This window comes from Kribbella sp. NPDC059898 (assembly GCF_042730855.1).
Taxonomy (GTDB): domain Bacteria; phylum Actinomycetota; class Actinomycetes; order Propionibacteriales; family Kribbellaceae; genus Kribbella.
The window spans coordinates 507,722-528,113 of record NZ_JBHWKR010000001.1; the positions used below are offsets into that span (position 1 = coordinate 507,722).

General features: G+C 69.0%; 20 protein-coding genes. 8 read left to right on the forward strand and 12 right to left on the reverse strand.

Annotated features, from left to right (window positions below; genetic code table 11):
* The first annotated feature begins 81 nt into the window (after nucleotides 1-81).
* Nucleotides 82-549, forward strand: a complete 468-nt coding sequence (locus ACFV9C_RS02545; protein WP_380190241.1) for a nitroreductase family deazaflavin-dependent oxidoreductase — start codon at nucleotides 82-84, stop codon at nucleotides 547-549.
* On the opposite strand, the gene ACFV9C_RS02550 is transcribed toward ACFV9C_RS02545, so the two are convergent.
* The 3 genes from ACFV9C_RS02550 to ACFV9C_RS02560 are packed head-to-tail and all read right to left on the reverse strand — an operon-like array spanning nucleotide 546 to nucleotide 5,225.
* Nucleotides 546-2,333, reverse strand: coding sequence for an ABC transporter ATP-binding protein (locus tag ACFV9C_RS02550; RefSeq protein ID WP_380190243.1), 1,788 nt, complete (start codon nucleotides 2,331-2,333; stop codon nucleotides 546-548). The two genes, ACFV9C_RS02545 and ACFV9C_RS02550, sit on opposite strands and share 4 nt — an antisense overlap.
* The gene (locus ACFV9C_RS02555) at nucleotides 2,320-4,116 is read right to left on the reverse strand and encodes an ABC transporter ATP-binding protein (RefSeq protein ID WP_380190246.1); all 1,797 of its coding nucleotides are present in this window, start codon (nucleotides 4,114-4,116) and stop codon (nucleotides 2,320-2,322) included. The genes ACFV9C_RS02550 and ACFV9C_RS02555 overlap by 14 nt, the downstream gene beginning before the upstream one ends.
* A 50-nt stretch (nucleotides 4,117-4,166) precedes the next feature.
* Complete coding sequence (locus ACFV9C_RS02560; protein ID WP_380190248.1) at nucleotides 4,167-5,225, reverse strand: YhcG family protein; 1,059 nt, start codon at nucleotides 5,223-5,225, stop codon at nucleotides 4,167-4,169.
* A 136-nt stretch (nucleotides 5,226-5,361) separates the two neighbouring features.
* On the opposite strand from ACFV9C_RS02560, the gene ACFV9C_RS02565 reads away from it, so the two are divergent.
* On the forward strand, nucleotides 5,362-6,420 hold the full coding sequence (locus ACFV9C_RS02565; RefSeq protein WP_380190250.1) for an adenosine deaminase: 1,059 nt from the start codon (nucleotides 5,362-5,364) through the stop codon (nucleotides 6,418-6,420).
* On the opposite strand, the gene ACFV9C_RS02570 is transcribed toward ACFV9C_RS02565, so the two are convergent.
* The 5 genes from ACFV9C_RS02570 to ACFV9C_RS02590 form a co-directional block, all read right to left on the reverse strand.
* The gene (locus ACFV9C_RS02570) at nucleotides 6,412-7,179 is read right to left on the reverse strand and encodes an ABC transporter permease (protein WP_380190253.1); all 768 of its coding nucleotides are present in this window, start codon (nucleotides 7,177-7,179) and stop codon (nucleotides 6,412-6,414) included. The genes ACFV9C_RS02565 and ACFV9C_RS02570 overlap by 9 nt on opposite strands.
* Nucleotides 7,176-8,150: an ATP-binding cassette domain-containing protein gene (locus ACFV9C_RS02575; protein ID WP_380190255.1), complete on the reverse strand. Its 975-nt coding sequence runs from the start codon at nucleotides 8,148-8,150 to the stop codon at nucleotides 7,176-7,178. The genes ACFV9C_RS02570 and ACFV9C_RS02575 overlap by 4 nt, the downstream gene beginning before the upstream one ends.
* A 147-nt stretch (nucleotides 8,151-8,297) precedes the next feature.
* A complete protein-coding gene (locus ACFV9C_RS02580; protein ID WP_380190257.1) occupies nucleotides 8,298-8,993 on the reverse strand; it encodes a PadR family transcriptional regulator in 696 nt (231 codons plus the stop codon).
* A 57-nt stretch (nucleotides 8,994-9,050) separates the two neighbouring features.
* Nucleotides 9,051-10,064, reverse strand: coding sequence for an acyltransferase family protein (locus tag ACFV9C_RS02585; protein ID WP_380190259.1), 1,014 nt, complete (start codon nucleotides 10,062-10,064; stop codon nucleotides 9,051-9,053).
* Between the two features lie 152 nt (nucleotides 10,065-10,216).
* Nucleotides 10,217-11,170 (reverse strand): GlxA family transcriptional regulator, encoded by a 954-nt coding sequence (locus ACFV9C_RS02590; protein ID WP_380190261.1) that lies wholly within the window; start codon nucleotides 11,168-11,170, stop codon nucleotides 10,217-10,219.
* A gap of 71 nt (nucleotides 11,171-11,241) precedes the next feature.
* Here ACFV9C_RS02590 and ACFV9C_RS02595 point away from each other — a divergent pair, with 71 nt between their 5' ends.
* Nucleotides 11,242-11,505, forward strand: a complete 264-nt coding sequence (locus ACFV9C_RS02595) for a hypothetical protein (protein WP_380190263.1) — start codon at nucleotides 11,242-11,244, stop codon at nucleotides 11,503-11,505.
* Here ACFV9C_RS02595 and ACFV9C_RS02600 read toward each other — a convergent pair.
* Nucleotides 11,493-12,662, reverse strand: a complete 1,170-nt coding sequence (locus ACFV9C_RS02600) for a DUF418 domain-containing protein (RefSeq protein ID WP_380190265.1) — start codon at nucleotides 12,660-12,662, stop codon at nucleotides 11,493-11,495. The two genes, ACFV9C_RS02595 and ACFV9C_RS02600, sit on opposite strands and share 13 nt — an antisense overlap.
* A 139-nt stretch (nucleotides 12,663-12,801) precedes the next feature.
* Here ACFV9C_RS02600 and ACFV9C_RS02605 point away from each other — a divergent pair, with 139 nt between their 5' ends.
* Complete coding sequence (locus ACFV9C_RS02605) at nucleotides 12,802-13,134, forward strand: hypothetical protein (RefSeq protein ID WP_380190267.1); 333 nt, start codon at nucleotides 12,802-12,804, stop codon at nucleotides 13,132-13,134.
* Here ACFV9C_RS02605 and ACFV9C_RS02610 read toward each other — a convergent pair.
* On the reverse strand, nucleotides 13,091-13,231 hold the full coding sequence (locus ACFV9C_RS02610; protein ID WP_380190269.1) for a hypothetical protein: 141 nt from the start codon (nucleotides 13,229-13,231) through the stop codon (nucleotides 13,091-13,093). The genes ACFV9C_RS02605 and ACFV9C_RS02610 overlap by 44 nt on opposite strands.
* Nucleotides 13,232-13,333: 102 nt before the next feature.
* On the opposite strand from ACFV9C_RS02610, the gene ACFV9C_RS02615 reads away from it, so the two are divergent.
* Entirely contained in the window at nucleotides 13,334-14,191 is an 858-nt protein-coding gene (locus ACFV9C_RS02615; RefSeq protein WP_380190271.1) for a DNA-formamidopyrimidine glycosylase family protein, read from the forward strand.
* 11 nt (nucleotides 14,192-14,202) lie between these two features.
* A complete protein-coding gene (locus tag ACFV9C_RS02620) occupies nucleotides 14,203-14,652 on the forward strand; it encodes a DUF2871 domain-containing protein (RefSeq protein WP_380190273.1) in 450 nt (149 codons plus the stop codon).
* On the opposite strand, the gene ACFV9C_RS02625 is transcribed toward ACFV9C_RS02620, so the two are convergent.
* Both ACFV9C_RS02625 and ACFV9C_RS02630 read right to left on the reverse strand, forming a co-directional pair.
* Nucleotides 14,621-15,565, reverse strand: a complete 945-nt coding sequence (locus ACFV9C_RS02625) for a trypsin-like serine peptidase (protein WP_380190275.1) — start codon at nucleotides 15,563-15,565, stop codon at nucleotides 14,621-14,623. The genes ACFV9C_RS02620 and ACFV9C_RS02625 overlap by 32 nt on opposite strands.
* Nucleotides 15,566-15,637: 72 nt before the next feature.
* A complete protein-coding gene (locus ACFV9C_RS02630; RefSeq protein WP_380190277.1) occupies nucleotides 15,638-16,471 on the reverse strand; it encodes a hypothetical protein in 834 nt (277 codons plus the stop codon).
* Nucleotides 16,472-16,601: 130 nt separating this feature from the next.
* Here ACFV9C_RS02630 and ACFV9C_RS02635 point away from each other — a divergent pair, with 130 nt between their 5' ends.
* Entirely contained in the window at nucleotides 16,602-16,925 is a 324-nt protein-coding gene (locus ACFV9C_RS02635) for a rhodanese-like domain-containing protein (RefSeq protein ID WP_344188880.1), read from the forward strand.
* A gap of 135 nt (nucleotides 16,926-17,060) precedes the next feature.
* The gene (locus tag ACFV9C_RS02640) at nucleotides 17,061-20,318 is read left to right on the forward strand and encodes a phosphodiester glycosidase family protein (RefSeq protein ID WP_380190279.1); all 3,258 of its coding nucleotides are present in this window, start codon (nucleotides 17,061-17,063) and stop codon (nucleotides 20,316-20,318) included.
* Nucleotides 20,319-20,392 lie beyond the last annotated feature (74 nt).

A 20,392-nucleotide genomic window follows, 5' to 3' on the forward strand; every position in this document is an offset into this window, starting at 1 on the left:
GCTCTTGACAGTGAGCAGTGATCCGAGGTTCACTGATCACAACAGAGAGCACCGCTCTCGCGAAGCCGAAGGAAACCCGCCATGACCGAGTACAAGCAGACCTACGACAGCAAGCGCGTGATCACCGCCAACGAGGGCAGCATGCGGGTGTTCAACCGGGTCGTCGCGCGGCTGACGAAGCTCGGGATCAGCCTGATGGGCAGCCGGGTGCTCTCGGTGCAGGGCCGGAAGTCCGGCGAATGGCGCAGTACGCCGGTGAACCTGCTGGTCATCGACGGGCAGCGGTACCTGGTCGCCCCGCGCGGCCACACCCAGTGGGTGAAGAACCTGCGCGCCATCGGCACCGGCCGGCTGCAGCTCGGCGGCAAGGTCGAGACGTTCCACGCCGAGGAGCTCGCCGACGCCGACAAGCTGCCCGCGCTGCGGCTCTACCTGAAGAAGTGGGCCTGGGAGGTCGGCGCGTTCTTCGGCGGGGACGTCACCAAGAACTCCCCCGACGAGGTGCTGCGGCACATCGCCCCCGGCGTCCCGGTCTTCAAGATCAACTAGTGGTACGCCGCCGCCTGGATCCGGTACAGCTCGGCGTAGTGCCCGTTGCGGGCCATCAGCTCCTCGTGGGTCCCGGTCTCGACGACCTGAGCGCCGTCCAGTACGACGATCAGGTCGGCCATCCGGACCGTCGAGAACCGGTGCGACACGAGGATCGTGATCCGCCCGTCGGCACCGCCCCGCGCGGCAGCGGCGTACCGCTCGAAGAGGGCGTGCTCCGTCTCCGCGTCCAGCGCCGCGGTCGGCTCGTCGAGCACCAGCAGCAACGGCCGGTCCCGCATGAACCCGCGCGCCAGCGCCAGCTTCTGCCACTGGCCGAAGCTGATCTCCGCACCGTCCGGCCAGGTCGCGCCGAGCTGCGTGTCCAGCCCCGACTCCAGCCGGGCCAGCACGTCCTCCGCCCCGGCCCGCCCGACGGCGGTCGTCACCGCCGGTACGTCGTCCAGCCGCGGCAGGTCGCCCAGCCCGACGCTGTGCGCCGCGCGGAACTCGAACCGGAAGAAGTCCTGGAACGCGCCCGCGATCTTCGCCCGCCACGCCTCCGCCGGGATCCGGTCGAGGGGCTGATCGTCGAGGAACACCCGTCCCCCGGCCGGCTCGTACAGCTTGCAGATCAGCTTCACCAGCGTGGACTTGCCCGCGCCGTTCTCGCCGACGACCGCGATCACCTTGCCGGCCGGCAGCCGCAGGTCGACGTTCTCCAGCGCCGGCCGATCGGCACCGGCGTACGCGAACGACACGTTCTCCAACCGGATCCCGTCGACGAGCCGCTCCGGGGCGGGCTGGTCCGCCGACCTGTCGAACGAGGCGGCGTAGTTCTCCAGCCAGACCAGCCGCCGCGACCCGTCCAGCCAGATGCCGCGCAGGAACCCGATCTCCCCGACCGTCGCACCGATGTACGACGACAGCCGCGCACCGGCGGCGAGAATCAGCAACACGTTGCCGACCGACCCGTGCAGCCCCACCGCGACGAACAGCACCGCGCCGACGTACGCCGCGCCGAAGATCGCCCAGGCGATCCCGTGCCAGACCGCGCTCGCCCAGCGCGCCGCGGCCATCGGCCGGTACCACTGCTCCCACTCGCGGCGTCGACCCGCGATCAGGTCAGGCCCGATGCCGATCACCCGGACCTCCTTGCCCGGTGCGGGTGTGGTCGCGGTCTTGAACAGGTGCTCCGCCAGGCGGAAGTGAGCGGCGTACCGCTCCTCGACCTCACGCTCGACGCCGGGGCGCCAGCTGGAGCTGAGGACGGTCGGTAGCGCGAAGAGCAGCAGCAGTGCGAGCGCCGGGTGGATCGACACGAGCAGCGCGACCGTCACGCCGAGGCGCAGGATCCAGCCGCAGGTGGAGAACAGTGACATGTACATGTGGTCCAGCACGAACACCTGCTTGCGCAGCACCGACAGCCGGTCCAGATAGTCGCGCCGTTCGTGGTGCTCGACCGTGGCGACCGACGCCTGCAGCCGGGCGACATGCGCCTCGAGCATGATCGTCACCCGGTCCCGGAACCGCCGGGAGATCCGCGTCGACAGCGTCCGCAGGAACCACGTCGCGGTCACCGACAACGCCAGCCCGCCGGCGGCCAGCAGTGCAGCGCGACGGTCGTCGTGCAGCACGCCGTCCGCGAGGATCTTGAGCCACAAAGCCAACAAGGCGTCCGGTATGGCGGCCAGTAGCGTCATCGCGAAGGCCGCGACCAACAGCCACGGCTCATGCTGATAGCCGAGCTTGCAGAGCCGCCACATCGCGGGGATCGCCTTCGGCAGATCGTCAGAGCGTGTCATAGCTGAGCCCCTCCTCGTCCACCTCGGCCGTGAAGCGCTGCGCCTGGAGGTCGAACATGGTGCGGTAACGGCCGCCCAGCGCCATCAGCTCGTCGTGGCTGCCGAGCTCGACGACCCGGCCGTGTTCGAGTACGCAGATCCGGTCGGCGTGCCGGACCGTCGAGAACCTGTGCGAGATGAGGATCGTGGTGACGTCCCTGGTCGCGGTCAGGATCCGGTCGAAGATCGCCGCCTCGCCGCGGACGTCGAGCTGTGCGGTCGGCTCGTCGAGCAGCACGAGCCCGGCGCCTTGGGGTACGGCGCACAACGCGCGCGCCAGGGCGACCCGCTGCCACTGACCGCCGGACAGGTCGGTGCCGTCGCCGTACCCGGTGGCCAGCCGGGTGTCGAGATCGACGAGGTCCGCGGCGCCGGCGTCCGCGAGCGCGGCCCGGATGTCGTCCTCGGGTGCACCGGCCGGCGCGACATTGTCCCGCAGCGGCAGCTCGAGCTTGAGGAAGTCCTGGAAGACGGCGGTCACCCGGGTCCGCCAGGCGTCGACGTCGAGGTCGCGGAGGTCGGCGCCGTCGACGCGGATCGTGCCCGCGTCGGGGTCGTACAGGCGGCACAACAGCTTGGCCAACGTGGTCTTCCCGGCACCGTTCTGCCCGACGACCGCCAGCGACGAACCGGCCGGAATGGTCAGGTCCAGCCCGTCGAACACCTGCCGATCACCCTGTGGATAACCGAACCGCACACCTCGAAGCACAACCTCCACTGCTCCCTGCCCTGCCGCACTGGTACCGGATGACAGCGCTCCGGCGGGGGCCATCGCCGGTTCGAGTCGGCGTACGGCGGCGACCGGGGCGGCGGCGCCGTCGAGGGCCCAGTTCAGGCCGCCGAAGGCGATCATCCCGACGCCGATCGCCACCTGCGCGAACACCACCAGCCGATCCAGCGGCAGGCTCCCGCCGAGCGCGGCCGCACCCAGCGACCAGAACACCAGACCGTTGGCCACCACAATGATCAGCAGACTCCAGATCATTGGCCGTTCCCGCAGTCGCGTCGCGGCGTACTGCAGCTCGAACAACCGCCGGCGCCGTTCCGTGAACCGCTGCACCGTCCAGTCCGCCAGCCCGAACAACCGCAGCTCCTTCGCCGCACCGGGCTCCACAGCCAGCTCGTACGCGTACGTCGCATGCCGCTGCGCGGAACGGACCTCGGCCGTGTTCCGGTCCTTCCAGACACCGCTCTCGCGCAGCAGCCAATGCGTCGCGACCCACCCGACGACGAGCACCAACGGCGCCCACCAGGTGAACCCGAACAGCACGATCGCCGACGCGACCCCGCCCACCAGCTCCACCAGACTGCCCGCGACGAAGTCGACGTTCAGGTACATCGGCGGCCCGGTCTGCCCGCGGTCGAACTCCCGCGCCACGGTGAGGTCCTCGCTCAGCCCCGGGTCCTCCAGATGCCCGATCCCCGGCGGCCCGACACACGCCTTCGCCAACGCGTCGTTCAGGTATGCCGACACCCGATTGCCGAGGTTGGCGCTGACCGCCTGATGCACCGGGGTCAGCACCTGCAACAGCACGAACGTGACCCCCATCAACACCAACGGCCGCGCCAACCCCTCGCGATGCTGCACCGCCCCCACCAGCCAGCCCATCGCCACCGCAAACACCGCCGGCAACGCACCTGGCGCCAGCAGCAACACCCACCAAGCAGCAGCCAGCCCACGATCGGCCCGCGGCAACACCCCAAAGAACTGCCACTCAGCACGCGCCCGCAGCCGACTCACCATCTCCTCACGATGACACCCCCCACCGACAGAAGTCTTGAACGTTTGCCGGATCAGTCCTCAGTGGTCAGCTCAGCCTCCAACTCCTCGACACTCGGCAGCACGGACCGGAACTCCGCGGGGAGCGAGCTGTTGATCGCGTTCGTCCACTCCGCCACTCCGATCGGCGCCTTGAACCCCTTCAGGGCGTACTCGGCAACGACCTGGTTCTTGTTCCGGCAGAGCAGCAGCCCGATGGTCGGTTTGTCGCCGTCCTTGGCGAGTACGTCGTCCACGACCGCCATGTACAGCCCGAGCTGACCGAGGAACGCGGCGTTGAACTTCACCGCTTTCAGCTCGACCACCACGTAGCAGCGCAGTTCGAGGTGGTAGAAGAGCAGGTCGCAGAAGAACTCCTCGCCGTCCAGCTCGAGCCGCACCTGCTGACCGATGAAGGCGAAACCTTGGCCGAGCTCGAGCAGGAACTTCCCGACGTGCTCGACGAGCTTCTGTTCCAGTTCACGCTCGTGCCAGCCGTCGGTCGAACCGAGGAAGTCGAACAGGTACGGATCCCGCGTCGCCTGCTGCGCGAGATCGGACTCCGCCGGCGGCATCGCGGTGGCGAAGTTGGTCACAGCCTTGCCGGCACGCTCGTGAAACCGGCCGTCGATGTGCAACGCGAGCACGTCCCGGCTCCACCCGCGCTCGACCGCCGCCGCGGCGTACCACGATCGCAGCCCGGCGCCGTCGAGCTTCAGCAGCGCCAGGTGGTGGTACCAGGGCAATTGTGCAAGCGGCGCTTGCACAATTGCTTCACTCGGCCAGGCGGACGCGAAGGCGCGCATGTACTTCAGGTTGCGGGGTGAGTAGCCGGTCGCCCCGGGAAAGCGCGACTTGAGGTCGGTCGACAGCCGGTCGATGACCTTGCTGCCCCAGCCTTCTTCGTGCTGCCGATCCAGGATCTCCTGCCCGATCGCCCAGTAACTCCTGAGAGTCTCCTGGTTGGCCGCGGTGACGGCCCGCCGGTGGCCGGTGGTGATGTGGTTGGAGACGCTGTCGAGCAGCTCGGGGTACCAGTCGGGGAGGGAGGATCGGGCAGGGGCGCTTTCGAAGCGCGGTGTCTTGTTGTTCATGGGACCAGGCTTTCGCCGGTGACACGCGCGACACGAAGGGATTCTCGGGGCATCCTGGGGCAGATCGACGTGTTTTTGGACGGAATCCGGGGCAGATCGGGGCAGATTCCCCGCAACTGACTGCGAAGATGGCCGCATGATCACTGCCGGGCAGTTGGGTGCGGCGCCGAAGGTTTTGTTGCATGACCATTTGGATGGGGGGCTGCGGCCGGGGACGGTCGTGGAGCTGGCGCGGGAGATCGGGCATGGGTTGCCGCGGAGTGATGCCGCCGAGTTGGGGGCCTGGTTCGTCGAGTCGGCGGATTCCGGGTCGTTGGAGCGGTATCTGGAGACGTTCGACCACACCGTCGCGGTGATGCAGACCGTGGAGGCGATCAAGCGGGTCGCGAGCGAGTGTGTGCAGGACCTGGCGGCGGACGGGGTGGTGTACGCCGAGGTCCGGTATGCGCCGGAGCAGCACCTGCATCGGGGGCTGACGCTCGAGCAGGTCGTGGACGCGGTACGGGAAGGGTTCGAGCACGGGATGGCGGTGGCGGAGCGGCCGATCGTCGTACGGCAGCTGCTGACCGCGATGCGGCACATGGCACGCTCCATGGAGATCGCCGAGCTGGCGGTCGCGTACCGGGACGCCGGCGTGGTCGGGTTCGACATCGCCGGCGCCGAGGCGGGGTTCCCGCCCACCCGGCACCTCGACGCGTTCGAGTACCTGCAGCGGGAGAACGCGCACTTCACCATCCACGCCGGCGAGGCGTTCGGGTTGCCGTCGATCTGGCAGGCGATCCAGTGGTGCGGCGCAGACCGGCTCGGGCACGGTGTACGGATCATCGACGACATCACCCACGACGGCGACAAGGTCGAGCTCGGGCGGCTCGCGGCGTACGTCCGGGACCGCCGGATCCCGCTGGAGATGTGCCCGAGCTCGAACCTGCAGACCGGCGCGGCCGCGTCGATCGCCGAGCACCCGATCGGCCTGCTCACCAAGCTCCGGTTCCGGGTCACGGTGAACACCGACAACCGGTTGATGAGCGGTACGTCGATGAGCCGCGAGCTCGCCCTGCTCGCCGAGGCCTTCGACTACGACCTCGCCGACCTGCGCTGGTTCGCGATCAACGCGATGAAGTCCGCCTTCATCCCCTTCGACGAACGACTGGCGATCATCGACAACGTCATCAAGCCCTGGTACGACTCACACTGACCGCTGGTAGGTCCGGAACGCGCGAGTGGAAAGCCATCCGACGATCAAGGTGAAAGCCAGCAAGTAACCGCAGTGCCGCCAGACGGACGACCAGTCGGGTGACGCGGCCAGGGACTGGCGGGCGGCGATGGTGGCCCAGTCGACCGGGTTGAAACGGGCCGCGACGTTCACCCAGTGCGGCGCGACGTGCGGGTCGATCATGATCGACGACATGAACGTGAGCGGCAGCGAGACGAACTGCGAGATCCCGATCAGCGCCTCCTGCTGCCGGGTGAGCAGCGCGACCGCGTTCGACAGCGACCCGAACCCGAGGCCGACCAGCACCGACGCCAGGATCGTGATCAGGTAACCCCCGATCCCGCCGTCGTACCGCGCACCCGCGGCGAACCCGATCGCGAACACCAGGATCGTCTGGATCAACGTCGTCGACGCGTTGCTGAGCAGCTGCCCCGCCATCAGCCCGCCGCGGCTGATCGGGGACGCGAGCATCCGGTCCATCACGCCGCGCTCCATGTCCTGCACGAACGACGTACCGCTCCAGCCGCTCGTCATCAGCGCCGTCATCATCACGATCCCCGGCGTCAGGAACGCGATGTACGTCGCGTTCCCGAACCCCGGGAGGTGTACGACGCCCTGGAACAGCTGCCCGAACAGCAGCAGCCAGATCGCCGGCTGGATCAGCGTGAACGCGATCAACGCCGGCTGCCGGTACGACGCCCGCGTCCAGCGCCCGAGGATCAGACCCGTGTGCGTGATCATGCCGCCGCCTCCGCAACCTTGAACGACCGCCCGGTGTGCTGCAGGTACACGTCGTCGAGCGACGGCCGCGACACGGTCACCGCGACCACCGGGATCGCCTTGTCCTCAAGGACTCCCAGCACGGCCGGTACGGCGGTCGCGCCTCGGTCGACCCGTGCCCGCAAGGTGTTGCCCTCGACAACGATCTCGCCGATGCCCGGCAGCTGCCGCAACAGCGCGCGGATCGTACCGTCGGTGTCGGGATCGACCAGCTCGATCTGCACAGAGTCACCGCGCAACGCGGCCTTCAACGACTCCGGGGTGCCCTCGGCAACGATCTTGCCGTGGTCGACGATCGCCAGCTGCCCGGCCAGCCGGTCGGCCTCCTCCAGGTAGTGCGTGGTGAGCAGGACGGTCAGCCCTTCCTGCCCGGACAAGCGCAGTACTTCGTTCCACAGATCGGCGCGGGCCTCCGGGTCGAGACCCGTCGTCGGCTCGTCCAGGAACAGCACGCGTGGCCGGTGGACGAGTCCGAGCGCGACGTCCAGCTTCCGCTGCATGCCGCCTGAGTACGTCTTCACCGTGCGAGACCCGTCCAGGTCGAAGCCGGCCAGCAGGTCGCGCGCACGCTGCACGGCCTGCGCGCGGGACAGGCCGAAGATGCGCCCGCTCAGCACGAGGTTCTCCAGGCCGGTCGCCATCGGGTCCGAGCTGGACTTCTGCGGCACGTACCCGATCGCGTGCCGGACCTTGTCCTGCTCGCGGCTCACGTCGTACCCGGCGACCCTGGCGCTGCCCGAGTCGGCCCGGGACAGTGTCGTGAGGATCTTCACGGTGGTGGACTTGCCGGCGCCGTTCGGCCCGAGCAGGCCGAGGACCATGCCCTCGGGGACGCTCACGGACAGGCCGTCGAGCGCGCGCAGTGGTGGATTCTTCCGGCCGGCCGGGTACGTCTTGACCAGGTCGACCGCTTCGACGGCATGCGTAGCCATCAGATGACTCCCTTGTGGGTGCGGGAGCCGGTCGTCGGGCTGGCTATCCTGATGGGTGCGCCTTGGGTGCCAGGTCTTCGGACCGACTCGAGGAACTGCGGCCCTTGGTCCCGGTGTTGCCGCACCGTGGAGCGAGGGCCGCGCTGTTTATCGCGATTCGGGCGGCATCGCCTGCATCCAGGCGAACTCCTCCCCGAAGTACTTCACCGGATCCTTCAGCTGATCGCCCGGGGCGATGCCGTCCTCCAGATAGCGTTTCCAGGCCATCCGCCAGAACTTCGACCCGCCGAGCTCGTCGGTGCGGATCTCCTCGGCGAGCTGGTGGACGTACGCCGACTCCGCGCGCAGCAGCGCCAGCCGGAACTCCGACTCGACCCAGAAGATCCGCGGGAAGCTGACCGTCTCCATCTGCTCGTGCGCCGTGACCGCGTCGGCGATCTCCGCGTCGACCACCGCCAGCCGCTGCTCGAGCAGCTCGACGGCCCGGTCCGGTTGCAGGCCGGGCAGGTACGCCAGGCCCGCTTCGAGCGGATGGAACTCGCGGGACGGCGTACCGACCAGCTCGCTGAGCCAGTCCTCGAACTCGGCCTGGCCGGCGGCGGTGATCCGGTACACCGTCCGCTCCGGCCGATTCCCCTCGCGGACCGTCTCCAGCGCCTCGATGAAGCCGTGCTTCTCCAGGCTGGACACGATCGAGTAGAGCGAGCCGTAGTTCACCTTGATGCTCTGGTCCTTGCCACGGGACCGGAGCGTCGTGGAGATCTCGTACGGGTGCATCGGCCGCTCGCTCAGACTGCCGAGCACGGCGAACGCCAGCGGATTGCCGACCTTGCGTCTGGCCATGCCGCCTCCTCGATCTCGATTACTCGAAATCGAGTATTAGCTCACGGGTATCCGATGTCAAGTATTCAGCCAGGCGAACGCCCGCGCCCCGAGCCCGCGCACCGGAAGGCCGGCGAGGGCGCGGTACGTCGGCTCCTCGACGTACTTCGTGAGCAGCCAGGCGAGACCGACGACGCCGGCCGTCGCGCCGGCGATCTGGGTCAGCCGGCCCGCGCCGAGCTCCATCAGCCGGTACGCGATCAGGTAGCCGATCACCTGGTTGAGCAGGTAGAGCGCGAACGAGATCCGCGCCAGGAACTGGATCGGCCGCCTGAACCGCGCGAACACCGTCCAGTCCGGGCCGCGGGCGGCCAGTGCGACGAGCAGCAGCAGTACGCCGATGCCGAGCGAGGACGGCAGGTCCGACGTGTGCGCGTGCTGCGCGAAGACCGTCGCCACGATCAGCGCGCCGAGGTGCAGGACGCCGATCCGGTGCTTCGACCAGAGCCAGATCGCGATGCCGATCGCGAAGAGTTGCAGGCGGTGGATGCCGAGCCCGTTCCACAGCTGGATCACCCAGACCGGGCTGTGGTCGATCCGCCCGTTCCACTGCAGCGCGACCGGCGCGAGGATCATGATCCAGAGCATGGTGGTGATCCGCGGCCCGATGCCGCGCGGCCAGAGCAGGGCGGCCGCGGCAAACGCCATCAGCTGCAGCGGCAACGTCCAGTACGAGCCGTCGATGAGTTGCACGGTCGGGTCGAACGACGCGGCCAGCGTCAGGTTGCCCCACAGGTCGTGCCGGGTCGGCAAGGTCCAGTTCCGCGGCCCGAAGAAGAGCAGCAGTGTGTACGTGAACAGGACGGCAGCCAGGTACGGCGGGAGCACCCGGCAGGCGCGCCTCCACAGCCAGCGCTGCGTCGAGCCCTTCCGGATCGTCACGCAGACGAAGTACGCGCTGATCACCAGCAGGATGCTGGCACCGGCCTGGAAGGGGTACTTTCCCAACGGTGCGCCGAGCTCAGGGTGCAGGAACGGACCCATGTAGGTCGTGTGGGTGAACATCACGGCGAGCACGGACAGGATGCGCACCACGTCCCAGCTCAACCTGCGTGCCGTTCTTCCCGGAGGGCGGTCCGGCGTCGTCACAACCACTCCATCTACGCGTCGCTCGTTACCCCCTTGTGACCCTAGGCAGACGTGGGGGTGCCGACGCAAATCGACCCGGTGATGCCTTCCTCACATCAGCCGGCGGTTTGGAACGTCCGCCGATAGTCCTGCGGTGGCACGCCCACCACCCTGCGGAAGTGGTGGCGGAGCAGGGCGGCCGTTCCGAATCCTGATTCGCCGGCGATCTGCTCGATGCCCATCCGGGTCTGTTCGAGCAGGGTGCGGGCGCGGAGGACGCGTTGAGTGGTGACCCACTTGAGCGGGGTGGTGCCGGTCTCGGCGACGAAGCGGCGGGCGAAGGTGCGTTCGGACATCTGCGCGCGCCGGGCCAGCGCGGGCACGGTGTGGTCGGTGGTCAGGTTGTCGATCATCCAGTTCAGCACCGGCTGCAGGCTCTCCGCGGAGCACTCCGGCACCGGTACGTCGACGTACTGGCGCTGGCCGCCGTCGCGCTGCGGTGGGACCACCATCCGGCGGGCGATCCGGGTCGCGACCGCGCTGCCGAGCTCGCGCCGGACCAGGTGCAGGCAGGCGTCGATGCCGGCCGCCGTACCGGCGCTGGTGATGATGTTGCCGTCGTCGACGAACAGCACGTCCGGGTCGATCTTCGCGGTCGGGAACTCCGCCATGAACCTGTCGACGTAGCGCCAGTGCGTAGTGCACCCGCGCCCTTCCAGCAGCCCGGCGGCGCCGAGCACGAACGCCCCCGAGCAGACGCTGAGCATGATCGCGCCGCGCGCCTCCGCCTTCCGGAGTGCGTCCAGGATCCGTTCGTCGTAGCCGTGCCGCCAGTTGGTGGCTGGGACGGCGACCAGGTCGGCCTCCTCGAGCTCCTCCAGACCGTACGGCGCGATCACCTGGGAATGGCTGCTCGTCCGCATCGGGACGCCCGGCGTGGTCGAGCACACCTTGAAGTCGAACGGCGGCACACCGTCGTCGGTGCGGTCCAGCCCGAAGACCTCGGCGAGTACGCCGAACTCGAACAGGGCGATGTCCTCCATCAGTACGACCGCGATCTTCCGGAGCATGGCAGAATCTTATCGGACTATGTCAATAGCGCCACTGGTGGCAGGATCTGGAACATAGAATCATTACTGCCATGACCGGATACGTAGTTCTCGTACTTCTCGTACTGGCCGTGATCGCGGCCCTGGAGATCAGCAACCGGCGCAACGCGACCGGTCCGGCGGCCGGGCCGCGGGGCTCCTGGATCGCCGACGACCGCGACGTGGCCCGGACCAAGCTCGACCTGCTCGCGCTCGGCGCGACGGCCAAGCCCTTCACCGCCAAGCCCGCCTCGACCACCGGAACGGTGCACACCATCCGCGCCGCCCGGATCACCCACGGCCGTCACGCGGCCTGAGTACGCCAGCTGGGGGCGGTCGCGTTGGTGACCGCTCGCAGCACCCCTTCGACCGGGCCGTAGCGGAAGCTGCTCAGCCATGCGTGGCTCAACATCACCTGCAGCACGAAGATCCCGACCGCGAAGCCCAGTGTCTCCAACGGCGACACCTGTCCCACCAGCCCGAAGCCGACACCGGTGAAGATCAGTAGGGTCGCCAGTGACTGGCCCAGGTAGTTCGACAGCGCCATCCGCCCGGCCGGGGCGAGCAGTCGGCGGACGTCCTCGCCGCGGTCGGAGTGCATGATCCGCAGCAGCGACGCGACGTACGCCGCGGTCAGGAACGGCGCGGTCATCACGCTCATCAGCACGGACCTGGTGTCGCCGTTGCCGCCGGACGCGTAGACGAGTCCGCCGGTGATACCGATGGCGAAACCGACCAGCTGGATCAGCCGGAGCAGGGCGTCGGATCCTTCGACGTTCTGCAGCAGCCGGCGCCGGCCGGCCACCATGCCGACCAGGAACGCGGCCAGGGTGGTCGGGCCTTGCACGGTGAGCAGTGAGAGACCGTACGTCGGCAGGGCGCGGATGTGCTCGCCGATGACGTCGCTGAACGAGCCCGCCAGGTTCGCGGCCGTCCCCTGTGCGGCCGTTACTGCTGTGGTCGGGTCTAGGACCGCTGACGTGTCCAGGAAGAGCGCTGCGACCGCCAGGGTGATGAACAGGTACGCGTAGATCGCTCCGGCGACCAGGAGCGCCGTACGGTCCTTCACGCGCCGCATGGCGACCAGGAGCAGGCCGATGATCGCGTAGACGCTCAAGATGTCGCCCGTGATCAGGAAGACACCGTGCAGTACGCCGAGCACGAACAGCCCACCCAACCGCCGCAACATCCGCGGCCGGAACGCGGCACCGGCGCGTTGAGCGGCCTGCATCTGCAACTGAAAGCTGTACCCGAACAGGAACGAGAACAGCAGGTAGAACTTCATGTCCACGAACACCGACGACAGCCACCGCACCGAGTGATCCAGCCAGGAGCCGTACGCCGGATCCTCCGCGACGTGGATCGGATACCCGGACGCCGCGAACGTGATGTTCACAACCAGAATCCCCAACAGCGCGAACCCCCGCAGCGCATCAACATCCTGAATCCGCGCCCGCTCAAGTACCTGGCCCATACGTCCCAGCACACCAGCGCTCACCGTGAAAAGCAGTCACGCTGAATCCTCCCCAGTGGTAGACCTACCTCTACCCCTGCGCATTTCCGTCGTACCTGACTGACGTGATGCGGTTCGACCTACCGCGGCTGGGGCGCGGATGAGTGCGTTGGACTTCTCGGCACCGGCGGTTGAGCATGTGCGGTCGCTGGCGGAGCGGCTCGGGGTGTCGGTGGACGCGCACATCGGTGATGTGTACGACGCCGGGCTCGCTCAGGTGATCAGCGCCGTACAGGGGGCCGGGCTGACGTTCGACTCACTCACCGAGCACGACAGTGCGCCGTGGAACGCGCTCCCTGGGCTGATGACCGAGGACGTGACCGGTGAGTGGCGTCTGACGGAGAAGCCGCACCGCCTGGCCGCCACCTACACCCTGGAGGCGCACCGGCCTACGACGCCCGGCGCTGTTGCACCTTCTGGAACGCCTGCTTGATCTTCGCCTGGTTCTCCGGCTTGCTCAGTTCGCGCTGCGCGACCTGAACCAGCTTGGCGACCACGGCGCCCTTCATCAACGTCTTCACGAACCCCATCAGGGCCTCCCTACTCTGTTGCCCCCGACGCTACCGCCTGTAACAACCCCCCTCCATGGGTGATCCACCGGAACTGTCCCTGGCGTCGGGCACACTAGGGGTATGCCTGAGTTGCCGGAGGTCGAGTCGCTGGCGGTGTTCTTGCGCGAGCGCGCGGTGGGGCATGCGTTCGTGCGGGCGGACATCACCGCGATCAGTGCGTTGAAGACGTACGACCCGCCGATCTCGGCGATGGTCGGGTTGCTGATCGACGACGTACGGCGGCACGGGAAGTTCCTGGACATCTCGGCGCAGGGCGTGCACCTGGTGATCCACCTGGCGCGGGCCGGCTGGCTGCGCTGGAAGGAAGAGCAGAACACCGGGCTCGTCCGCCCCGGCAAGGGCCCGATCGCGCTCCGGACGGTGCTGGACGACGGCGCCGGGTTCGACCTGACCGAGGCCGGCACCCAGAAGAAGCTCGCGGTGTACGTCGTGCGCGACGTCAACGAGGTCCCGGGCATCTCCCGTCTCGGCCCGGACCCGTTCACGCTGTCGCTCGACGACTTCGGCGCGATCCTCAAGCGCGAGGGCCGCGTCCAGCTCAAGGGCGTCCTGCGGAACCAGTCCGTGATCGCCGGCATCGGCAACGCGTACTCCGACGAGATCCTCCACGTCGCCAAGATGAGCCCGTTCAAACCGGCCTCGAACCTCTCCGACGACGAGCTCAAGACGCTGTACGACGCGATGCGCGAGACCCTCCAGGACGCCGTCGACCGGTCCGCCGGGCTGGCCGTCCAGGACCTGAAGTCGGAGAAGAAGTCCGGGCTGAGGGTGCACGGCCGGAAGGGCCAGAAGTGCCCGGTCTGCGGTGACATCGTCCGCGAGGTGAGCTTCGCCGACTCCTCCCTGCAGTACTGCGCGACCTGTCAGACCGGCGGCAAACCGCTGGCCGACCGGAGGCTGTCGAAGCTGCTGAAGTAGGTTCCCGCCTTATGCGGAAGATCTACGTGGCAGCACACGTCTACATGATTCTGGGGCTCATCAGCGGGCTGTACTACCGCGAGCTGACCAAGGCCAAGGACTTCACCGGCGACTCGCAGCTCGGCGTCGTCCACACCCACATCCTCGCGCTGGGCATGCTGTTCTTCCTGATCGTGCTGGCGCTGGAGAAGCTCTTCACGCTGTCCGACGGGAAGCTGTTCAACGCGTTCTTCTGGGTCTACAACGCGGGCCTCGCGCTCACCGTCGGGATGATGCTGCTCCGCGGCACGATGGTCGTGCTCGGCCACCAGCCCGGCGCCGCGCTCGACGGCATCTCCGGGCTGGGGCACGTCACGATCACCCTCGGCCTGATCTTCTTCTTCATCAACCTCGGCAAGCGCCTGCCCGAAACCAAGAAGGCCGAAGCACCTACGTTGTCATCTGATCGAACATCGTCTTGACGTCGGCCGTGTTCGGGGTCGACAGCAGCGTCGGCGTACCGCTCGTCGTCCGGCGTGAGGTCACCGCGAACACGTACCCGAGGTTCGCGTCGATCCGGTCCTTCAGCCACGGCCCGCCGCTCGCGCCGCCGTTCATCGAACAGGTCAGCGCCGCGTCCGAGCCGCCCCACGCGTACGTGGTGCCGTCGCAGTAGTACGGCACCTCACCGTTGTACGGCGCCTCGGCCGGCCAGCCCCAGATCCGGGTACCGGCCTGGCTCTGGCCGTTCCCCCAGACCAGGCCGTTCCCGCCGACGGCGTCGATCAGGTTCGCGCCGTTGCGCTGCTGCAGCGTGACGAACGCCTGGTCGTGGGTGAAGTCGCTGCTGCTGATCCACGAGTTGAACGTCCGCGCCTGGCTCCAGTTCCACAGGCCGTACCCGGACTGGCCGTTGTAGTACGCCGGGGCGAACACGATGTTCGAGTGCCAGCCGCCGCCCTGGCCGCTGTGCACACAGTGGCCCGCGGTGATGATCAGGTTCTTGTAGCTGTTGTTGATCGTCGATGCCGAGCACACGTAGTTGAGCCCGTTGTCGGTGAAGAACAGCTTGCCCGCCGTACTCGGTACGACGTCGTTGGCGAGCTTGTACCCGGCGCGCGGCGCGACCGGCCTGGACGCGACACCGCTCGAAGTCCCTTGTTTCGCGGGGGTTCCGGCGGTTCCGGTGGGTAGATCGGCCGGGATCGCGTTCCGCATCTTCTCGGCGGTCCAGTAGCCGGTCGCGTCGAGCGCGCCGGCCGGGGCCTTGGTGCGTACGGCGGGCGCGCGTACGGCGGTGGTCCCGTCGTCCACGCTGTACGCCGGGGTGACGGTGGCGCCGGTGACCAGCAGGATCCCGGCAGCGAGCAGGCGGACGGATGTTCTTCTACGCATGCGTGACTCCTCGATCGGGGCGGTAGATCGATCACTGCCAGTAGAGGGGAAGCGCTCTCAGAATGCAAGCGGTCACAGGTGAACGACGTACGGTGAGGACGCCGATCGCCGTCCCGCGTCCAGCCGGGCGCGAAGTTCGCCCGGGCCGACACCCGCAATCCGGGTGACCCAGCCGATCGACCGTCCCGGTTCGAGGCCGTCGAACGTCCACGTCTGCTCGGCAGCGGTCCAGCCGGCCGGCAGCGGCAGGTCGACCTCGCCGCGGGCCGCCGTACGGCCGAAGTTCGTCACGACGACGGTCAGTTCGCCGCGGCCCGGGTGGATCGACGCCAGCACCGTACCGACCGGCGCCACCAGGATCCGCCGTACGCCGGTCGGCACCGCCAGCGGGACGACGCGGCGCTCCGGCATCGGGAACGGGCCGATCGTCCGCCGGGTGAGTTCGTGCCCGGTGACGCCGTACCGGCGGCCGGCGAGCCGGAGCTGGTGATGGCTCTCCGGCTCGACCATGCCGACGAACCGGACCGCGACGTCGGCCGCGCGCCGGGCCACCAGGTGCGCGGTCGGGCCGGCCGGAGTCAGGTCCCAGACGCCGTCGGCGTTCGCGGTGACGGTGTCCTCCGGGACGATCCGCAGCTTTCCGGCCAGCGCGACCCGGACGACCGGCGGATCGCCGGCCTCGGGCAGCCGGACGACCAGGTCGTCACCGTCCCGGCGCCAGGTCAGCGCCCGCCCGCTGTGGTCCTCGACGACGTGCCGCGGCGTGGTCGCCAGCCCCGGCAGCCGTACTTCGTGGTCCGCGGGACGGCGCGCGATCCGGAGCAGGAGCAACTCGCGGCTCCGCAGGATCGCCTCACCCCACGGTTGCGGTTCGAACTCCCCCGGGATCCCCTGAATCAGCGCCACCGCGACCTCCTCCGCCTACGGTCCTGGATCCCCCTCCCGGGGTCAACGTCTTTATCCGGTCCAGGCCGAAAACCGCCGTCCGGAACCGGGCGTGACGCGGTGCCTACCGGGTGTCTGACATGCTTGGTGCATGTTCCGGAACCAGGAGATTCCCTCGGTCGTGGTGAGCGAGCTCGACGACGCGCTGCTGGCGGAGGCCTTCGTCCTCGACGTCCGCGAGCCGGACGAGTGGGACCGCGGCCACATCGAGGGCGCCACCCACATCCCGCTCGGCGAGCTCCAGGAGCGGGTCGGCGAGGTGCCGCTGGACCAGAAGGTGCTCTGCGTCTGCGCGGTCGGCGGCCGTTCGGGGATGGCGACGCAGTTTCTGAACCAGGTCGGCCGGGAGGCGATCAACCTCGACGGCGGCATGCACGCCTGGGAGATCTCCGGTCGTCCGGTCAGTACTGACTGAGAAGAAAACCTTCCACACGGTGACCGCAGGCGTTACTTTGTCACCGGTCGGTCGACCGGCGTACACCTGCGGCTCATGAGGCGGTAGCGCGCGCGGCGTCGGATGACCGCGTCCGTCCACCGTGGGGAGGCTCCTGTGTCGCTCATCCGTCCCTTGACCACAGCGATCGGCGTGGGTGGCCTGTTGGCCGGCGTGCTGGTCAGTCCCGCGGTCGGGCAGACCACCGGGATCACCGACGCCGCGATCGCGGAGAACGGCGTACTGACGTCGCGGTCCGACAGCCCGGTCGCGCCCGGGGTGAACTACACGTCGTTCGAGCGGCTGGACCCGAAGGGCTGGCAGCGCGGCGACATCCTCGACACCGACCTGAGCAAGCACGGCGTGACGGTCGACCTGGTCCACGCCGGGAAGGTCTCCGGCGCACAGCCGCTCAGCCAGCAGCTGGCGAGCCGGGGCGCGATCGCCGGGGTGAACGGCGACTTCTTCGACATCAACGACACCAACGCGCCGCTCGGCGTCGGGGTCGAGTCCGGCAAGCTGACGAACGCGCCGGCCGCCGGGCACAACGACACCGCGGTGATCGGCAAGGACGGGCTCGGCCGGATCGCCCAGCTGTTCCTGCAGGGCACCGCTGTCGACGTCAAGGCGGACGGGCCGACCAAGCTCGAGCTGACCAACCTGAACTCGCCGGCCGTGAACGCCGGCGGGATCGGCCTCTACACCCCGGAGTGGGGCGACGCGGCCCGGACCCGGACCGTCGACGGCCTGCCGACCGTCCGCGAGGTGATCCTTCGCGACGGAGTGGTCGTCTCTTCCGCCACCGCTCCGGCCACCACTCCGCTGGCGGCGAACGAGCAGGCGCTGATCGGCCGCGAGGCCGGCGCCGACGCGCTGACCGCGCTCCTGGTCGGCGACAAGGTCGACATCGCGTACGGCCTGCGCCCGGACGCCGCCGACGTCGCGGCCGCGGTCAGCGGCAACTACCAGCTCGCGAAGGACGGCCAGGTCCCGGCCGACGTACCAGACGCCGACCTGGCGCCGCGGACCGCGGTCGGGTTCGACGCCGACGGCAGCCGGATGATCCTGCTGACCGTCGACGGCCGGGCGACCGGTTCGCGCGGCCTGTCGCTGAAGGAAATGGGCCGGCTGATGATCAGCCTCGGCGCCGACGACGCGCTGAACCTGGACGGAGGCGGCTCCTCGACGATGCTCGCCCGAACGCCGGGCAAGGCCGCGCCGGACGTCGTCAACGACCCGTCCGACGGCAACGAGCGGCTCATCCCGAACGGCCTCGGCCTGCTGCCGGTCCAGGGCAGCGGCCGGCTGAACGGCTTCCGCGTCGAGTCCGTCGGCACCTCCGCCGAAGGCCCCGACACCGACCTCTCCCGCAGCTCCCGCGTCCTCACCGGCCTCAGCCGGGTCCTGAAGGCGACCGGGTACGACGAGACCTACGCCCCCGCCTCCGGTACGCCGTCCTGGTACGCCGGCAGCAACGTCCGCGTCGACCAGCAGGGCGTGGTGACCGGCCGCCGCGCGGGCGACGTGGTCGTCACCGCGACCCGCGGTACGGCGAACGGAAGGTTCCCGATGACCGTCCTCGGCACCCCGGCCCGCCTCGCCCCGAGCACCCGCCAGGTGTCGCTCGCGGACTCGAACGCCAAGGGCTTCTTCGAGGTCGACGGGTACGACGCCGACGGGTTCTCCACCTGGATCGAGCCGCGCGACGTCAAGCTCAGCTACGACGGCACGAAGGTCAAGGTGGTTGCGAAGGGCAACGGATTCGAAGTGAACGCGCTGGGCAACGACGCCGTGGCCACGGTGGTGACCGCGACCGTCGGCACGCTGAGCACGCAGCTCAGCATCACGGCCGGCCTCGCCAGTACCGTCGTCGACAGCCTCGACGACGTGACCAAGTGGGCCGCGAACGCCGTACCGGTAGGGGCCGCGACCGCGTCCCGGTCCGCCGCGGAAGGGCATGACGGCGGGCAGGCGATCGCGCTCGACTACTCGCTGACCGGCAGCACAGCCACGCGGGCGGCGTACCTCTCGCAGACCCCGCAGCAGACGCTGCCCGGCCAGCCGCAGAAGCTCGGCGCCTGGGTGTACGGCGACGGCAAGGGCGCCTGGCTGCGCGCGAACGCGTACGACGCCGCGGGAGGTACGGCGCAGACGCTCAACCTCGCGGCCGCCGTCGACTGGACCGGCTGGAAGTACGTCGAGGCGGACATCCCGCCCGGGCTCACGTACCCGCTGCGGTTCTGGCGGATCTACGTCGTGGAGACCTCGCCGACCCGCCAGTACTCGGGCCGGATCGTGATCGACGACCTGACCGTGCGGAGCGCGCCGCCGGTGACTCTCCAGCCGGCGCCGAAGGTGATCGACCCGATGGTGGTCACCGACGGGACCGTGACGACGAGCGGCCGCTGGCGGTTCGCGGTGATGTCGGACGCGCAGTTCACCGCCGACGACCCGAACTCGGACTATGTGAAGCAGGCCCGGCGGACGATCCGCGAGGCGCTCGCGCAGCACCCGGACTTCCTGGTGATCAACGGCGACTTCGTCGACCGCGCGTTCGGGCCGGACATCGCGCTGGCCAAGCAGATCATCGACGAGGAGGTGGCCGGCAAGGTGCCGGTGCACTACGTGCCGGGCAACCACGAGACGTACGGCCCGGGCGACCTGTCCGAGTGGAAGAAGGTGTTCGGCAACCCGACCAGCACGTTCGACCACAAGGGCACCCGGTTCGTACTGCGGGACTCGTCGCTCGGCTCGCTCCGCGCCGGCGGGTTCGACCAGATCGCCGATCTGCGCAAGCAACTCGACGAGGCGGCGCGGGACAAGGCGATCCGGAACGTCGTGGTGTTCGCGCACCACCCGATCGACGACCCGTCGCCGACGCAGAACTCGCAGCTCGGCGACCGCAAGGAAGCCGCCATGATCGTGAAGTGGCTCGCCGACTTCCGCAAGGCCACCGGCAAGGGCGCCGCCTACATGGCCGGGCACGCGGGCACGTTCGCCGCGACCCGGACCGACGGCGTACTGCTCCCGCTGACCGGCAACTCGGGCAAGAGCCCCGCGGCCGCCCGGACGCCGGCGGCTTCACGGGCTGGGCGTTGGTCGGCATCGCCACCTCGGCCAGCTCGTCCAGCCGGCCGTGGTTCCAGGTCGAGATGCGCCCGCACGTCGACGCCCTCGAGCTGGCCGCGCCGGCCACGATGCGCCGCAACCAGACCGCCACGGCGGCCGCGACTGTCATCCAGGACAGCCGGCGCGTACCGGTGTCGTTCCCGGTCTCGGCCGACTGGTGGGGCTCGGCGACGATGTACATCGGCCCGGCCAAGAGCGCGCCGTTCTGGGCGGTTGCGGCGTACGACCCCGCCACCGGCCAGCTGAGCGCCTTGCGTCCGGGGAGCACGGAGCTGGGTGTGACCGTGAACGGCGTCTCCAAGAGCGCGACCATCCAGATC

What these genes read in the sequence shown, in the direction of transcription:
- ACFV9C_RS02565 (WP_380190250.1), top strand. Translation starts at nt 5,362, where the DNA reads ATGATCACTGCCGGGCAGTTGGGTGCGGCGCCGAAGGTTTTGTTGCAT.
- ACFV9C_RS02575 (WP_380190255.1), bottom strand. Translation starts at nt 8,150, where the DNA reads ATGGCTACGCATGCCGTCGAAGCGGTCGACCTGGTCAAGACGTACCCG.
- ACFV9C_RS02595 (WP_380190263.1), top strand. Translation starts at nt 11,242, where the DNA reads ATGACCGGATACGTAGTTCTCGTACTTCTCGTACTGGCCGTGATCGCG.
- ACFV9C_RS02615 (WP_380190271.1), top strand. Translation starts at nt 13,334, where the DNA reads ATGCCTGAGTTGCCGGAGGTCGAGTCGCTGGCGGTGTTCTTGCGCGAG.
- ACFV9C_RS02580 (WP_380190257.1), bottom strand. Translation starts at nt 8,993, where the DNA reads ATGGCCAGACGCAAGGTCGGCAATCCGCTGGCGTTCGCCGTGCTCGGC.
- ACFV9C_RS02545 (WP_380190241.1), top strand. Translation starts at nt 82, where the DNA reads ATGACCGAGTACAAGCAGACCTACGACAGCAAGCGCGTGATCACCGCC.
- ACFV9C_RS02620 (WP_380190273.1), top strand. Translation starts at nt 14,203, where the DNA reads ATGCGGAAGATCTACGTGGCAGCACACGTCTACATGATTCTGGGGCTC.
- ACFV9C_RS02570 (WP_380190253.1), bottom strand. Translation starts at nt 7,179, where the DNA reads ATGATCACGCACACGGGTCTGATCCTCGGGCGCTGGACGCGGGCGTCG.
- ACFV9C_RS02635 (WP_344188880.1), top strand. Translation starts at nt 16,602, where the DNA reads ATGTTCCGGAACCAGGAGATTCCCTCGGTCGTGGTGAGCGAGCTCGAC.
- ACFV9C_RS02600 (WP_380190265.1), bottom strand. Translation starts at nt 12,662, where the DNA reads ATGGGCCAGGTACTTGAGCGGGCGCGGATTCAGGATGTTGATGCGCTG.
- ACFV9C_RS02590 (WP_380190261.1), bottom strand. Translation starts at nt 11,170, where the DNA reads ATGCTCCGGAAGATCGCGGTCGTACTGATGGAGGACATCGCCCTGTTC.
- ACFV9C_RS02560 (WP_380190248.1), bottom strand. Translation starts at nt 5,225, where the DNA reads ATGAACAACAAGACACCGCGCTTCGAAAGCGCCCCTGCCCGATCCTCC.
- ACFV9C_RS02610 (WP_380190269.1), bottom strand. Translation starts at nt 13,231, where the DNA reads ATGGGGTTCGTGAAGACGTTGATGAAGGGCGCCGTGGTCGCCAAGCTG.
- ACFV9C_RS02555 (WP_380190246.1), bottom strand. Translation starts at nt 4,116, where the DNA reads ATGGTGAGTCGGCTGCGGGCGCGTGCTGAGTGGCAGTTCTTTGGGGTG.
- ACFV9C_RS02605 (WP_380190267.1), top strand. Translation starts at nt 12,802, where the DNA reads ATGAGTGCGTTGGACTTCTCGGCACCGGCGGTTGAGCATGTGCGGTCG.
- ACFV9C_RS02625 (WP_380190275.1), bottom strand. Translation starts at nt 15,565, where the DNA reads ATGCGTAGAAGAACATCCGTCCGCCTGCTCGCTGCCGGGATCCTGCTG.
- ACFV9C_RS02550 (WP_380190243.1), bottom strand. Translation starts at nt 2,333, where the DNA reads ATGACACGCTCTGACGATCTGCCGAAGGCGATCCCCGCGATGTGGCGG.